The 15350-nt window shown below is 67.8% G+C and carries 11 protein-coding genes; 2 read left to right on the top strand and 9 right to left on the bottom strand.

What is annotated here, in order from left to right:
• Positions 1-19 precede the first annotated feature (19 nt).
• The 9 genes from MUN76_RS06025 to MUN76_RS05985 all read right to left on the bottom strand — a co-directional run bounded on the left by MUN76_RS06025 (position 20) and on the right by MUN76_RS05985 (position 7603).
• Positions 20-286, bottom strand: a complete 267-nt coding sequence (locus tag MUN76_RS06025; protein ID WP_244688046.1) for a DUF6112 family protein — start codon at positions 284-286, stop codon at positions 20-22.
• Positions 283-1452, bottom strand: a complete 1170-nt coding sequence (locus tag MUN76_RS06020) for a M23 family metallopeptidase (RefSeq protein WP_244688044.1) — start codon at positions 1450-1452, stop codon at positions 283-285. Before MUN76_RS06020 ends, MUN76_RS06025 begins: the two co-directional genes overlap by 4 nt.
• A gap of 13 nt (positions 1453-1465) precedes the next feature.
• Positions 1466-2128: a hypothetical protein gene (locus MUN76_RS06015; RefSeq protein ID WP_244688043.1), complete on the bottom strand. Its 663-nt coding sequence runs from the start codon at positions 2126-2128 to the stop codon at positions 1466-1468.
• 92 nt (positions 2129-2220) lie between these two features.
• Entirely contained in the window at positions 2221-3324 is a 1104-nt protein-coding gene (locus MUN76_RS06010) for a ParB N-terminal domain-containing protein (RefSeq protein ID WP_244688041.1), read from the bottom strand.
• On the bottom strand, positions 3311-4183 hold the full coding sequence (locus MUN76_RS06005) for a hypothetical protein (protein WP_244688039.1): 873 nt from the start codon (positions 4181-4183) through the stop codon (positions 3311-3313). Before MUN76_RS06005 ends, MUN76_RS06010 begins: the two co-directional genes overlap by 14 nt.
• 93 nt (positions 4184-4276) lie before the next feature.
• Positions 4277-4747 carry a hypothetical protein gene (locus tag MUN76_RS06000; protein ID WP_244688038.1) on the bottom strand — a complete coding sequence of 157 codons (471 nt, stop codon included), beginning with the start codon at positions 4745-4747 and terminating at the stop codon, positions 4277-4279.
• The gene (locus MUN76_RS05995) at positions 4744-5541 is read right to left on the bottom strand and encodes a DUF2637 domain-containing protein (RefSeq protein ID WP_244688680.1); all 798 of its coding nucleotides are present in this window, start codon (positions 5539-5541) and stop codon (positions 4744-4746) included. Before MUN76_RS05995 ends, MUN76_RS06000 begins: the two co-directional genes overlap by 4 nt.
• Before the next feature lie 35 nt (positions 5542-5576).
• Complete coding sequence (locus MUN76_RS05990; RefSeq protein WP_244688036.1) at positions 5577-6494, bottom strand: bifunctional DNA primase/polymerase; 918 nt, start codon at positions 6492-6494, stop codon at positions 5577-5579.
• Positions 6494-7603 carry an ArdC-like ssDNA-binding domain-containing protein gene (locus tag MUN76_RS05985; protein WP_244688678.1) on the bottom strand — a complete coding sequence of 370 codons (1110 nt, stop codon included), beginning with the start codon at positions 7601-7603 and terminating at the stop codon, positions 6494-6496. The genes MUN76_RS05990 and MUN76_RS05985 overlap by 1 nt, the downstream gene beginning before the upstream one ends.
• 382 nt (positions 7604-7985) lie before the next feature.
• Between MUN76_RS05985 and MUN76_RS05980 the strand changes: the two genes are divergently transcribed.
• Together MUN76_RS05980 and MUN76_RS05975 are read left to right on the top strand one after the other, a co-directional pair.
• Positions 7986-9362, top strand: a complete 1377-nt coding sequence (locus tag MUN76_RS05980; RefSeq protein WP_244688034.1) for a sigma-70 family RNA polymerase sigma factor — start codon at positions 7986-7988, stop codon at positions 9360-9362.
• Positions 9363-9694: 332 nt separating this feature from the next.
• On the top strand, positions 9695-14677 hold the full coding sequence (locus MUN76_RS05975) for an SdrD B-like domain-containing protein (protein WP_244688032.1): 4983 nt from the start codon (positions 9695-9697) through the stop codon (positions 14675-14677).
• Positions 14678-15350 lie beyond the last annotated feature (673 nt).

Here is a 15350-nt window from a genome sequence, read left to right as displayed (position 1 = left end):
CCTCATGCTTGCACGGGGGTCACAGCGAGTCGCCGATGGTGAGGAGGAAGTTGGCCCAGGCGATGCCGGCTCCGGCGAGGGCTGCGGTGCCGAGGGCGACGAGCACGCCGATGCGGGCCTTCTGCGCCGTGTAGGGGTTGCCGGTGTGGGCGGCGATGGTCCAGATGGTCGCGGAGATGAGGAGGGTGAGCACGGCGCCGATGAGGACGTAGGTGAGGAGCGCGCCGATCACCGACGCGAACTCCCCGGATGCGCCGACGGCGCCGAAGTCGGGAAACACGTTCACCGGGCACCACCTCCCACGTTCGCGCGGCATCCGGCGGCGCCCGTCGTACCGTCACTCGGGACCGCGCCGTGCTGCGCCAGCCACTCGACGGCGTTCACCGGGGGCTGCCCCTGCCCGCCAGGGCGGATCTCGACATGCAGGTGGGGGCCGGTGGAGCGGCCGGAGGAGCCGACATCGCCGATGTGCTGCCCGGCCGCGACCGTCTCGCCGTTGGTGACGTAGATGCCGTCCTGCCACATGTGCGCGTAATAGGACGCGACGCGGGCTCCGCCGACGGAGTGTTCGATGACGATGAGACCGCCCCATCCGGCGCTGAACTCTCCGACGGCTACGCGGCCGTCGGCGACTGCGTAGATCGGGGTGCCGTCGGCGGCGGCGAGATCGGAGCCGGAGTGGAACTCGCTCTCTCCGGTGAAGGGGTCGATGCGCCACCCGAAGCTATCCGTGCTCGTGTACGAGCCCTCGGGCAGCGGGAACCCGACACGGCTGGTCTCCGGCACCACCCCGCCACCGGTTCCGCCGCTGGGGGCGGGCGTGGTGAGGGCGGTGAGGATCGCGTCGGCGACTGGCTGCCAGTTCCGGTACCGATCCGGAAACGCCGATACTTCGACGGCCTGTGCCGCGCTGCCTGGGTCCATCTGCTGCCAGCCGGGAATGTCGAGCAGGCCTCGCGGCGAGGGAAAGTTCGGGCCCTGCTCACCGCCGTAGAACGCCTTGCTCTGGTACTCCGGGTTCATGAGCTTGGCGACCGTGCCCCACCCGGCGGCGGGCCGCATCTGGAACAGCCCCAGGCTGTCGTGGTCTGCGGCGTCGCCGTCGTTCGGGAAGCTCCCGGATTCGGGGTAGGCGCCGGTATTGGCGAGCATCCGCAGCCGGGACTCGGTGAGCGCCGCCATGAGCGCGACACGCACACCCGCCTGGCCGACGCCTGGGATGCTCGCCCCGGTGGTGATGATGGTCGCCGCGTGGGTGAGCTGCCGCTTCTCGAGTACCACCTGCGTGCCGTCGGCGGTGGTCGCGGTGAGTTGGTCGGGGATCGGGCCGACCGTCAGCGAGTCCGCGGGGCAGAACCCTGCCGGCCCCATGAACGCACCCAAGCCGATGAGCGCGGTCGAGGGGCCGATGCAGAGTAGCGCCAGCAGGACGACGAGCAGCTTCTTCACCATGGACAAGCCCCTCTTATCGGAGTGGGGTGTCGAGGGCGGAGAGCCGCAGCAGCCGGCAGTCCTCGCCGTCCTGGCAAGCGGCGAAGATCGTGAACGACACCGGACGCGCGTCCGTGACGTCCCGTCCTTCCCAGACGCCAGCTCGGTGCCGGGTGCCCGTGACCGTGTACGCGGTCGCCCCCGGCGGGAGCGAGCCGGGGCGGGCGTCTGAGACGATGCCCGCCCAGCTCTCGGGCACGGCGATCGAGTCGATGGCGAGCCATTGCCGGGTCGCATAGTGGCCCAGTTCGGCCCACGCGTCTTCGTCTGGGAAATAGGCGCGGAGGTCTGCGGCAAGGCCCGGCGCCTCGTCCGGGTCCGCGATATCGACGATCGCCTGCATGTATTCGTGCGTGCCGTAGCCGAGGCTGGTATCCCACGCGAACAGCCCCACTGCCACGTCACGTGCGAACCGCTCCGCATCCGCGATAGCCGGGAGCTCGCGCGGCGAGAGCTCCCGCTCAGCACCAGGCGTGCCGGACGACGCGACACGGGGGCCTGGCGACGGTTCGGGGGCGGGGCCGCGCAGCAGGCCGTAGATGCCGATGCCGAGGAGCAGGGCGAGGACGAGGCCGCCGACGATGAGAGTGATACGGAGGCGCCGCGACGCCTGCTCCGGGTCGGTGGTCTGGCGCATACTGGGTTCCTTCCGGCGAACGGGCGAGTTCGGTACCCAGAAGGTGCACACCTCTGGCCCCGCCGCTGATGCGTCGTGGCGGAGCGGTGGGGTCAGACGGCGTGCGCCTCAGCGCCGCCCGCCGCAGCGTTCTCGCGTGCGGCGCGGATGAGGGCGAAAAACGCGACAGTCTCGGCCAGCACCGCTTCGGCTCGCTCCCACTCCGCCACAGTCAGTTCTGCAGCGAGGGTCGTGGCGTCGTATTTCTGGGTCCAGCCGTCCATGTCGGCCCAGAGCGCGACGAACGCGCGCGGCGGCAGCACCACGAGCGTCAGCTTCGGACGCTCCGCCGGCCGTACTGGCTTCTTGCCCTTCTTGCGGCCATCGGCGGTGATGCGGGCGATCGCCTTGGTCGCGAGTTGTGCGAGCTCCGTCGTCCGTGCTTCCCGTGTGGCTGCGGCCCGCACTTCCTCGGCGGAGGCGGCGGCTTGCGTCCGTACCAGTTCCGGCTGGGCGGGGTCGGCGGCGATCTGGTCGAGTTCGTGGAGCGAGAGGGCGGTGTTCATGCGCAGGTGCGCGCCGTGCACTTTCCCGCCGGCCTCGATCCGGGCGACCTCCTCCGCGGCCTGCGCCCGGATGTGCGCGGGCCTGCGTTCGTCGCTGGCGAGGTCCTTAAGCCGGCCGACTTCTTCGAGCATCGAGTACGACTTCCGGCCCGTCACCATCCTGGCCGCCTGGGCACGCGCATCACCCGCCGGTTCCGGTGCCGCCGATTCGGCAGCACCGTGGACTCCCGCAGGATCCTGGGGCCTTCCGCCCTCGGCACCGAACCGTGTGGCGGCCTGCCGGCGGGCGGCGTCTTCGGCGAGCACCACTTTGAGCTCGCGGTAGAGGGATTCGGCTTCGATCAGGGAGAGGGGCTTGTGCAGGGCGTTGTCGTTCTGCTCCGCGAGGAGCTGGGAGAGACGGCCTGAGAGATTCGACCGCACCCACACGTTCGTGGAACGGTGCCCGAGGAGGCGCAACGCTTCGAGCCGGCGGCGCCCGCACACGAGCGCCCCGTCCGGAGTGACGGTGATCGGCTGCAACAGGCCCTCCGCCCGGATGGACTCCGCCAGCGCCGCGATGTCGCCCAGGTCGGTGCGATGCCGCTGCCCGACGAGGATGGAATCGAGGGCGCGTTTCAGCTCGATGTGCCCAGGGCTACTCGCAGACATCGGTGCCTCCCACATTCGGGGCGGCGAGGACGATGCCGGTAGCGACGGCGTCGTCTGCGAGGAGCGCGAGGACAGGTTCGCCCGAGAGGAGCCGGTGCAGGAGACCGCGGGCGGCCCGCGTGTGTGCGAGAGCTGGGTCCGGGGTGCCGAGGAGGAGCCGCAGCATCGACAGCCACGACCTCACCGGGAGATCGAGCAAGGCGCGGGCGTGGTAGTCGCGGCGGAGCGACTCGAACGCCTGAGAGCGCGAGTTGGATTCCGTGAGCCTCGTCACGACCAGCTCGATGCCCGACTGCGCAGTCTCTGAAGGCCAACCGAGCAGATGGAACAGCAGCACCGCATCCGCGACCGCCGCCCCCACCCGCGCGACGGCCTCCTCATCGTCGTCCGATTCGTCCGGGGCGGTGGTGTGGAAGGCGGGGTGGTAGTCGGTGAGGGGGTTCTCGCGGTCCGAGAAGCGTTCCGCGTCGTGGAAGACCGAGAACTTCGGCCGTCTCGCCTGATGCACCGAGCACAAGAGCCCGTTCGCGCGTTCCTCGGCGATGCAGGTGACCTTCACCGCCCGGGTGATCACTGCCCAGGGGTCTTCGGCGCGCCGGACGGCGCCGGTGCGCATCGCATCGAACGCGGCAGCCGCGGCCTCCCACGGGTCCAGGCCATGCCGGCGAGCGAGCGCCGCATACTTGTCCGCGGCATGTCGCATGAGCGCTTCCACTTCGGGGTCGTACCGCCACGACCACCGACCCTCCTCGTGCAACCGGATCAGCAGGGCGCGCAGCCCCTCGGAATGCTCGAACCCCCGCCGTGCGCCCGTTTCGGGCTGCCCGGCAGGGGTTCTTCTGTTGCTGGTTCTCTTCATGCTCTGGGCACCTCCTGTGGGGCAGGTGCACTCTGGGTGCATCGGGCCGGGGAGGTCCCGCGCAAACGGAGACGTGAACTCGTGCACTGCGGATCACCTCAGTCCCATTCCCGAACGTGCAGGCTCCGGTCGTGCCTGGTTCCTGCGGCCCCGGATCGACAGATCGGGCAACCGCGAGGGTCTGTCGCCCTGCTCGGCGGCGCGGTGTTGTGCGCGGGCGTAGCGGAGGCGCTGGGCGAGCTCGGCCCGCAGAGCGAGCCCCCACCCGGTCGCGCGGGCGCCGCCCCGCATCGCCAGCTCGGTCGGCCGAACCCACCGGATCTGCGTCCGCTGCTCCGCCTCAGCCTGCTCCGGTCCCGGCTCAGCGGAATCGGTCCCCGTGCGGTCGCGTTCGGTGCGCCTGGTCAGGGAGGGGTCGCGATGTGCGGCGAGCATCGCCCGCTCGGCCTCCGCCTGCTCAAGCCCGCCCGGCGGAGTCCGTTCGGCGTTCATCGCCGCAGCGAGCGCGGGATGCAGGCGAGACCGTGCCGCCTCCGCCACATCGGGGTCGTGTTCGGGGTTCATGGAGGACCCTCCTCGTCTCTGGGGTCGTCTGCAACCGGCACCGCTGCTGCGTCGGTCGTCGGCACTTCCGAAATCGGTTGCTGGGTATCGGTGCCCGGCGTGGCACTGGCGTGCGGGAGCCAGCGGCCGACGGTCGAGGGGTGCACGTCGAGGTAGCGGGCGATCTTCTTGTTCGACCAGCCGCCCGACCGCAGCACCTCCGCCACCTCACGCCGCGACCACCCACCCCGCCCGTACTCAGGCATCGGCGGATCGCTCTCTCCGGGGCCGGGTACCGCATCGGTCATCGGCGCCGCGGCGAGCACCGGCGCTCGAGGCGCCGGTTCCAGCGACGCGACCGGCACCGGCCTGCCCGGCACCTCCACGCCCTCGGCGGGCAACTCCGCGACTTCGTCACCAGCGTTCTCAGGGTCGTGTTCGGCCTGGTGCCGGGTGAGGACCACGGTGAGGTGGGTGATAGCGAGCAGCACAAGCGGCGGCACCGCCGCGACCGAGGCGGCCAGAACCGCTGGCACGTCCGTGTCGGCGGCGACGATCGCGTGGATGGAGTTCGCGGTCACCGAGAGGGCGGCTCCGCAAATGAGGAGTAGCCACGGATACCAGGAGGTGCGGGTGCCGGCGAGGGCGACGACGGCGACGGTCGCGACGACGATGATGCCGTCCACGATCAGCGGCCACGCCCACGCCTGCCCCTCCTCGATCCCGGAGCGGCGGGCGAGATCGGCCAGCGCGGTGAAACTCAGCCAGAACGCTCCGCATGCGATTAGCACCGTGCCTGCCACCGCCGTCCCCACCGCCAGCCGGCCACCCCTGCGCTCCCTCTTCTGGTTCACGCGAGCACTCGCCCTCGGTCGGCCGGAGCATGCTGCGCGACCGGGCGCGACGCGCTGTTCGCGGATGCGGATGCGGATGCGGGTGGGGTGGGTCTTGGCATGCGGTAGGCGGAGCGGATCGTGCGCTCGATCTCCCGCGGCGGCAGGCCGATCCCTTCCGCGACCGGGCCCAGCGCCGCGAACGTCTCCGCCAGGGAGGCCCCGTTGTCTGCGAGGCGGCACGACGCCCAGAACAGGCCTTGGTTCCGTTCGCCCTCTCCCTGCCCTTCCAGCCACGCCGCGATCCGCTGTGCGCGCTGTTCCACGGTCCCGCCAAACCGGCGCCCCTTCCACGACATCCGAGGTGGCTTCGGGTCCAGGAGCTCCCGCAGCGCGCCCGCGTTGACGGGCTGCACGTCGCCGGTGGCGAGGTCGAGGAGCTGATAGGCGGCTATCTCGCCGTCGATGAGGATTCTTGAGGGCGGGGCGACGACGTAGCCGGCGGTGCCGCGGAAGTCGATCTGCGTCGCACCCGAAGCCCAGGAGCGCTGCTCGACGTCTGCTGCCGGGTAGTAGGCGTGCAAGCCACCGGACGGGGTGACGACCTGCGCCGCCCACCCATCGAGCAGGCCCGCCTCGGTGGCGTGCTGCCACGACTCGGGGCCACGTGGAGGGTCGCCCTTCACGTCGACGTCGACGACCTCAAACCCCGAGATGGGGCCGGTCGGGATGCCGATGTTCGCCTCCGGCCACCGCCCCCACCACTGCGCGACCTGCGCGGGATCGGTGCTGGAGTCCTTGAACCCGTGAGCGACGAGCGGCCGCTTCTCATGAGGCACACACGGGAACACCGGCACGCCGAGGCCTGCGTAGTGCGCGGCGGCATCCGCGAGTGTCATCCCGGCGACCGGGGCGAGGAGGCGTCCGGCGTCCATCACAGACCCCGCAACAGAGACGCAGAGCCGGAAGACCGCGGCTGAGGCACTGGCTTCCTTGCTGACGACCGTGCCGGCTGCCTCCGGGATGCCTGCGGCTCGGCCGCGCGTGCGGGGTCGTCTCGGGTGAGACCAGGCGGTGTGCCATCGCCGATCTGCAAAGTGTCGAGGCGATCTAGGATCTCCACCGCGATTTTCCGCACCCGCTCCGCGGTGCCCTGCACGATCTGGACGGGATTCTTCCCGTCGGCGGCCATCGCCCACCCCGACACGTACGGAACCGTGTAGGTGCTCGTGTCCATGCCGTGCGCCGCCCCGACCATGAGCGCAACCGACTCGGCTTCGACTTCGCCGATCCCGCGATGCTGCCGGGCCTCCTCATGGTCGGGGCCGTGCATCTTCACGTGCGCGAGCTCGTGGACGAGGGTCTTCACCTGGGCGGCATCGTCCATGTTCGTTCGCACCGCCACCTGCCGAGTGTCGAAGTTCGTAAGGCCGTTCGCTCCGCGGAACATGCCCTCGTGCGGGACCGGCAGAAACTGGAACCCGGCCTCGGTCACCTGGCGGATCAGACCATCCCGGAGCCCCGCCGGTGTCTCGCCTTCGAGAAGCTGCGGCGAAGGCGGGAGAGGTACGTCCGGGCCATCGGTCTGGGAGATATCGAAGACGTAGGCGACTTTCGTCCCGATCATCCGCGACCTGACCACCTCGCCCGGCTCCGGCCGCTCCTTCGGGGCGAGCTTCCGCCACGACACCGGATCGTCAGGGGTTCTCGAGGCGAACTTCCCGGTGACCGGGGCGAGGATCGCGTACCCCTTCTGGCCCTTCTCGACCCGGCGTCCGAGCCGTTCCCACTGCCGGAACCCGGCCACATAGGTCGGCATCGGGTCGGGCACGCGGCCGACTTCCCAGGCGGCCTGGTGCTGGGCGAAGATCAGCCACGAGTTGTTCACGCTGCGGGACCGGAACCTTGCCGCGAACGCCAGCGCCTGCTTCCAGTCCTCACCGGTGACGAGCTCCTCAACCTGAGCACTGAGTTGTTCGCGCACCTCGTCGAGCTTCGCCTCACGCGCCGCACGTGCACTGCCGTGTCGAGTCTCTCCTGCCATGCTGTCGTCTCCTCCCGTCCTGCGGGGGATGCGTGCAGCAGGAAGCCCCCGTTCACCTGTGAGGTGCGCCGGGAGACGCCGAACCAGTATCGTGAGGCGGGCGCGCGCGAGTATCGCGGGTCCGTCAGGCTCGACGCTGAACCCGACCAGATACTCCCGGCCTATCACCGCAGCAAGTACGGCCGCGAGCTTCACCAGCGCAGACGGGTGCCCGCCAGACGCACCATGCGTGTACACCAGACTCCGACCCCGCTCGCCCGGAGCGTGCAGCCCATCTCCGGCCAACACCGCAAAGATGCGCGTTTACCAGACATCCGGTGTTCGTAGGGTCGTGTTTGTCCTGAATGACGCGGTTCTCCGGGCCTCGGAGGATGCTGGGCGCGTGTATCTTCACCCCTTTCTCCGCCCTGGAGATTCTCAGCTTCGGGTTATCATCAGAGCAGAATCGGCGGAATCTCGGGGATCTGCTGATCAACTACAGGCGCGGTGGGGATGTCTGAGGATCCGGGGAGGTGCAGGGACGATGAGCGATGCCGTACTGCGTCTTCCGGATCCAGCCCCTTCGCCCCGCCCCGACGTGCAGGCACTGGATGATCGGGCGTTGTGTGATCTGGTGCGTGCCGGCGCCGACACTGAAATGGGTCGTGCGGCGTTCGGGGAGTTGTATGCCCGGCATCAGGATGCGGCATTCTCGCAGGCCCTCCTGATGACGCGTGACCGTGGCAAAGCCGAAGACCTCGTGTCGGAGACCTTCGTGCGGGTGCTGCGGGCACTGTCGAACGGGAAAGGTCCGACGGACTCGGTGCTCGGGTACGTGCTGATCTCGCTTCGCAGCGAAGCGATCCGCACCTGCCAGACAGACGCCGGCACGGTCACTGTCGCCCCGGATGTCCTTGCGGAGCTTTTCGACGAACCCGAAGAACCCGCAGTTGAGTTCCTCGGGGAGCGGGATCAGATCGGGCGTGCGTTCGGGATGCTTGCGGAGGATGCGCGTCGGGTGTTGTGGCTGCTGGACGTCGAGGGGGTTACGGCTGAGGCTGCGTCGGAGTATCTGGGGGTGCAGGCGGGTGCGGTGCGGGTGATCGCGCACCGGGGCCGGAAGAAGCTCGCCGCCGCCTACCTGCAGCAGTACGTCGAGACCCGTGACCCCGATTGCGCGGACACTGCCCGCCTCCTGGGCGAGCATGTGCGCGGCGAGCTCGGGAAGCGCGACACCGCCAAAGTAGAACAGCACCTGCCCGAGTGCACGGAGTGCACGGGGCAGGTGTCGAGGTTGCGGGATCTCGGGCAGCAGCTGCGCGCCTGGGCCGGCCCCATCATTGCCGGCAGCGGAGTCGCCGGGGCAGCAGCGTTCGCTGGTGGTGATGCGCCTGCCGCGTCAGCGGTCACCCACCCGCAGCCATCCACGGAAGCCGGGCAGGCGGCGGGAACCGTGAGCGGGAGCAAGATCGCCGGATGGGTGGGACTTGCCGCAGGGATCGCGCTCCTGATCGCGGGCGCGTTCACTCTGTTCCCGAAAGACGCCACCGGCACCCCCACCACCCCGACCGCCGGCACCGAAACCACCAACACCCCCGGCAGTGAACCCGATGTGCCGGGAAGCACTCCGCCCATTACTGCGGAACCAGGCGAGACCACCCCCACCACCGGCACCACCCCAGACCCCGACTCCACGGGTAAGGGGGCGCCGGAACTTCCCGAGAGCGAACCCAAGGTCTCGCCAGATGACACCACCCCGAATTGGATACTCCGGGACTAGCAGGGGATCATCCGATGACGAGCCTCCCGCGCACGACGACGTGCACCCAGTGCGGGCAAAGATTTCTGACGAATATTCCAAAACCCTGTAACACTCCACGCCCGGATGCGGTCTTTACATGTGAAGGGACATTCGTCTGCACGCGCCCTCGCGCACGCAGATCCGAAAGGATGCAGGCCCCTGGCGGGGGGATCTGCTTCCAGAACACCCTGTCGTTGTATGGAGAGAACGAGGAGACCATAGTGCACATCAGTAACCAGTCGCAGGGCAGACGCCTCGCGAGACGACCCCTCTTTTCGGGGAGGGAGGGGGGTAAACTCGTTGCCTCCGCGTTGACGCTTGCGTTGGCGTTCACCCTCACCCCGGCCACGATGTCGTGGGCGGAAGATTCCGACACGCAGACCGAGACGCCTACGACCGAGGCCCCGGCAACCGAGGCGCCGGTGTCAGAGGCTCCGGCGGATGCGCCCGAGACGGGTAGCGAAGACGCGCCCTCACCCCAGGATGCCCCGGCACCGCAGGGCGACGAGGATGCCCCGGCACCGGCGGACATCGACGACCCCGACCCCGCGCTTCCGACCCTCGCACTCGATGTGCGCATCAAGTCCGACGGTACTCCGGGCTGGGAGGCCGATAGCAACGCGGGCAACGACTCCGGACCCAACAACGGGATCGTGCGGGTGAACGACACCGTCACCTACGAGGTCGAGTACGCGGTCCCTTCGGGTACGGCGGAGAACACGACGTTCACGATCACGTTCCCCAAGGGCATGGAGATCACCGAACTCCCCGGCTTCTGCCTGGCAGACGGCTCCTCGATCACGCCGGAAACCGCGGGCGAGCCTACGATCCCGCTGACCGCGGACTCGATCGACGAACTCGAAGAGCAGACCCTGGTCTGCAATCGCGGCACGATCGTGTCCGGCACCGACATCGTCGACGTCACCGTGAAGGTCCTGAACCTCGCCCATCAGGGCCAGGACCTCCCCATCGCCGCCGCACAGATCGTCGCCGACGGGTACAACGGCGTCGCGATCGACGCGGCTGATCTCCCGAACGTGCAGGCATCGGCACGGCTGATGTGGGACATCTCGAAGAATGGTGTCGCGCTGCAGGAGAACACCGGATACCACTACGGTCCGATCAATACTCAGTGCCCCTGGGATACTACCCGCACGTGCAAGCAGACCACCTATCATGTGCTGTTCTCGGCCCCGGCTGGCGGCAAGGGTGCGATGCCGGCGATCGGTGACATCACCTTCACCGATGACCTGTCTCCCGAAGCTATGTACCCTTCGCTGTCCGCTACCGATATCGCCGCGATCGAGGCCGACCTCGAAAAGTATGGATCTCGTGCGTACAACGGGGCGACCGGTTACGGAGTTCCCGGCGCCAAGGCTACTGGCGTGCAGGATGGGGCGTCTCGCAATGAGACGAACTCGGTGCGCGATTCCGGCACGATGAATGTCGTGCAGGCAGGCCCGGGGACACCCGCCGCGCTCACCATCAAGGCTCCCGACATGAGCCTGCGCACCTATCCCAGCGAGGCATTGCGCCCGGTCGGTACCGCTCTACCTGGGGACGAAGCCTATGCTATCGCCCAAGCACTGACGGTCTACACCCCGGTGGATGTCATCCGCGACTTCGGCACCGAATCCTCGACACATAACTCTTGGACACTCCCGACCTTCAACTCATACACCGATCTCGACATCAGAGGCTTTGATCCGGTCAGTGACGTGCAGACGTCGGCTGATCAGCCCGGCGAGAGCGCGACGAGCCTGCCAGCCGGGGTCACTGGCCCCGTGCATTGGAACGACTACCGCACGACGACGCCCATCGTCGAGTTGACCGGTGCATTCAGGAAGCGGTTCGCCGGGCTCCCCGGCGCCGAGGGTAACATGACCTCGACTGAGTTCTCGCCAGGCAACAACACCCATGGTGAAGGACCTCCCGGGGGAGCCACGATCCAGAGCGGTGGCATCACCGTGGCACCGACGCAGACGGTGACCTCGCAGATGTTCTTCAAGGGTACGAAACCCGACGCGCCTGCGCCGGTGAGCGCGATCGGCTGTGATGCGTGGGACAACACGAAACTCAACCTGCACGCGGTGGACGCTCCAGCGGCTGTCGGCGCTGGATACACCTCCGCTATGCAGCGAGTGCCTTCCGAGGGCGAAGCGGTCTGGGTCTCCGGCTACAACAATGTGCCCGGAACATACTTCGCGACTGATAAGAGCCAGGTGCCGAACGTGACGTTCCAGTACTCGGCTGCTCCCGGCGCTGAAGGCGCAGCTACCGAGTGCGGCGATGCACAGGGGCCCTGGTACGACGACCCGTCCGAGGTGCCGGGCAACGATACCGCACTTGCCGCAGATGGGATCTATACCGCTGTGGCTCGGGTCCGCGCCTTCGTGAACCTGCCTGAACCGGTCTCCAACAACACGATCTTGGGTGACGGGGTCTACCTCGTGATCTCGATTGGGCTTCGTGTGGCTGACAACGGCATGCCTACGGGAACGACCCTGCCGAACTACGGCGGTGTGAAGATGGTCGTCGGCGAAGAACTCACGTCTGAAGAACTCCTCTCCCATGCCAACAACTGGTCGCAGGCGACCTACACCCCGGAGACGCACGCCGGTTCGGGCGGCGACCGCCTGATCCTCGCCCACGCGCAGGCCCGCATCGACAAGCTGGTGCGCAAGGGTGACAGCGGCCAGTTCTCGGATACTCCTCCTCAGACTACGGGCGGTGATCTGGTGCAGTATCGTTTGCAGCCGTCTTTGACCTCGGGCGCCGCCACTCCAGGCATCTTGAAGGATGTCTGGGTCGAGGATTGCCTCCCCGGATCTCAGATTTACGCATCCGCATCGCTCACGCCGGTACTCGTGCAGTCCACCACGCCGACGGACTCAAAGCGTCCCGCCTGCGCGTCCGGTGAAACATACATTCGCTGGGTGATTCCGCAGCACGAAGTGAACAGGGTGATGGATCCGATCATCATGTCGGTGAACGTGGACCCGACTGCTGAGGACGGCGTGTACGAGAACACGGTCGTGGTGTGGGCCGAGGACGATGCCTCCACTTTGGAGCAGCGGTCGGATGAGGCGCAGATTCAGATCTCGAACATTCGCGGTGTCAGGATCACGAAGCAGCCGCTCACCCCGGTGGTGCAGGTCAACCGTGAAGGTCAGGTCACGAACGAGCTGAACGAGTGGTCGGTGAGGTTCTCGAACCGTCTGCCGGGCAATGCTCCGGTGCCGAACGATCCGGACATCATCGATGTGCTCCCGAAGCAGGGTGCGCTGGGGTCTGATTTCCATGGTTCGTTCACGTTCCACTCGGCCGAAGTGACCGACGGCAGTTTGCAGGGCCAGCAGGTGCGTATTCTCTACACGAAGAACGCCAACCCGTCGGAAGACCCGAGGAACGCCCGCAACGGCTCGACGGGGAACATCACCTGGTGTGATGCCCCGAGTGGCGGTGCAGTGGCCTCGGGGTCCGGAACTGTGGCTGACTGCCCGGCTTCGGAGTCTGAGGTGACTGCTGTTCGTGTCCAGCGTCCGGGCCCGTTCTCGACCGGGTCCGCGATCGAGTTCACGATCCGCATGGTCGGTGTCGACAACCGTGGCGGGGACGTGTACGTGAACCGGGCGACCGGGTACGCGGACGGTCTTGAGAACGCGGTGCGGTCGGCAGAGTCCCCGGAGGTCGCGATTGAGTCCTCGATCGGCGACTACACCTGGTGGGACTTAAACCGCGACGGCATCCAGAACCAGTGGCAGGGTGCCGCGGAGCAGCCCGCGACCGGGATCCCCGTGCGCGTGACGGGTGTGGATGATCTGGGCAACCCGGTCCAGATCGACACCACTACCGGCGAAGATGACGGCAAGTACGTCTTCGAGCAGCTGCGTTCCTCGAACGCGGACGGCTACACGGTGACGTTCACGAAACCAGACGGAACCGAGTTCACGGTGAAAACCGCGGGCGACGACCGTGCGGTCGATTCGAACGCCGATCCCGCAACCGGGGCTGCGGATGCGGTGGTGCTGGGGCGTGACACGCACGATCTCACGATCGACGCGGGCCTCCTGCCGCTGGGCGGGGTGCAGATCAACAAGGCGCTCACGGGTGCCGGGGCGGGCGAGTTCGCCGCTTCCGACACTCTGAAGTTCCAGGTCGTGTGCACCTTCGACCCGCAGCTCGACGGGGTCACCCCGGTCGAGGTCCTGAACCAGGAGGTCACCCTGCCGGTGAACGGTGCGAACGCGGTCACCAGCGATGTGATGGCGGGCCTGCCCGCGTTCTCGTCGTGCACGATCACCGAAACCGAACACGGCTCCGCTGACGCGCCCGCCGCGCCGGTCACCGTGACCGTGCCCTGGGACGCGGTCGAAGAGAAGTCGGGGACCGTGACGGGTTCTCTGACGAACTTCATCTCCGCAGGCTCGGTGCAGGTGTCGAAGACCCTCGCGGGTGACGACGTCGCGGTGGAGGCGGCGAAGGATCGCATGTTCGAGATCCTCACCACCTGCCAGATCGAAGAAGAAAACGATCTCGGAGAGACGATCCTCACGGACGTTTACTCGGGGGTCGTGAAGATCAAGGGCGGCCAGACGAAGTACCTCGTCGGTGACGACGGCGAACCGCGCCTGCTGCCCCTGAACGCGCGCTGCTTCGGCGAAGAGGTCAACACCGGCGGCGCGAAAGCGTCCGAGGTCGACTTCGACTCGTGGGAGAACTCGGTGCCTGTCACCGACGGCACCCCGGAAGAGCTGCAGGTCCTCACGATCTCGGCGGTGAACACCTTCGAGAACGCGGAACTGACCGTATCCAAGAAGGTCGAGGGCCCCGGCACCGGCGGCTTCTACGGCTTCGCCCTCTCGTGCACCATCCCTGGTGTTGGGGAGAACGGTGAGGTCGTGGATGGCGAGTACGTGCTGCCCGAGGGTGACGCGACGTTCCGGTTGAAGGACGGCGAGTCCAAGACCATCGCAGTGCCTGCCGGGGTGTCGTGCCAGGTGAAGGAAACCAACGTCCCGGACGGTGCGAAGGTCACCATCACCGACAGTGACGACACGACCGAGGGCGGGGTGAGCGACGGCATCGTCACGAACCTCACCGGCACGGACAACACGGTCAAGGTCCTCAACACCTTCCAGGAGCGTCCGCCGCTCGCGATCACGGGCGGTCAGATGCTCGGCGCCGCCGGGCTCCTCGGCGCGGGTCTGCTGCTGGTGGGCGGGGCCCTGTTCCTCCTCCGCAAACGCCGCAAAGAAGAAGAGGACGCCACGGTGACGCCCGCACAGGGATAGCCGCCGGCAGCATCCGCAAGGCTCCCGCCCCATCTCCGACGCCAGTTCGGCGGGGATGGGGCGGGAACCCCCCGGAGCCGGTAACGGTCGAACGTATCGGGCGGGTTCTGGCCACCCCCGGAACACTGTCTCGCATGCGGGGCGAGCCGCCAGAACCCCGCCCGCCACTGTCTACCCGCCTCACTCCCGGGCAGCAGCCCTTTTCTCTGATTTTCATTGATTCCCTGGACACCGGTTCCCCCGGACCGATGTCCAGTGCCCGACCACCCGCACCACGAAAGCGTGCGGGTTACACACCCCGTCACCCCCTCTCCAGGAATCCCCCTCCCTGCCCCTCGTGTACCTGGGATCTTCCGCGCCACCCTCTCCCTCCCCACCCCTAGGGTTGGCGCGCTCTCCACGAAGCTCCGCTGCACAAGGATCAAAAGGGGATGACGGACGCCGCCGAGACTTTTCACTTGATGCCCGAAAAGGGTCATGACAACCACATACGGCATCATCTCGGCGGCACCCCACGGTGCGGTTCTGGACCCCTCTGACTCCCATCCCGGAGACGCGGGAGTCCAGAGCCGCACCGTCCCATACTCGAAACACCCCAGACCCTCCCGCCCCAGATGGTGGGCGGGACAGCATCCTTGCAGGTGCTGCTAACCACGAAGACCGGAGATATGCG

The sequence above is a fragment of the Leucobacter rhizosphaerae genome (assembly GCF_022919175.1).
In the GTDB taxonomy this organism is placed as follows: Bacteria; Actinomycetota; Actinomycetes; order Actinomycetales; family Microbacteriaceae; genus Leucobacter; species Leucobacter rhizosphaerae.
This window is presented reverse-complemented; position numbering and strand designations above follow the sequence as displayed.

Coding starts and splice junctions, on each gene's coding strand:
- MUN76_RS06010 (WP_244688041.1), bottom strand. CDS start 3,324: ATGTCTGCGAGTAGCCCTGGGCACATCGAGCTGAAACGCGCCCTCGAT.
- MUN76_RS05985 (WP_244688678.1), bottom strand. CDS start 7,603: ATGGCAGGAGAGACTCGACACGGCAGTGCACGTGCGGCGCGTGAGGCG.
- MUN76_RS06000 (WP_244688038.1), bottom strand. CDS start 4,747: ATGAACCCCGAACACGACCCCGATGTGGCGGAGGCGGCACGGTCTCGC.
- MUN76_RS06020 (WP_244688044.1), bottom strand. CDS start 1,452: ATGGTGAAGAAGCTGCTCGTCGTCCTGCTGGCGCTACTCTGCATCGGC.
- MUN76_RS05990 (WP_244688036.1), bottom strand. CDS start 6,494: ATGGACGCCGGACGCCTCCTCGCCCCGGTCGCCGGGATGACACTCGCG.
- MUN76_RS06005 (WP_244688039.1), bottom strand. CDS start 4,183: ATGAAGAGAACCAGCAACAGAAGAACCCCTGCCGGGCAGCCCGAAACG.
- MUN76_RS06015 (WP_244688043.1), bottom strand. CDS start 2,128: ATGCGCCAGACCACCGACCCGGAGCAGGCGTCGCGGCGCCTCCGTATC.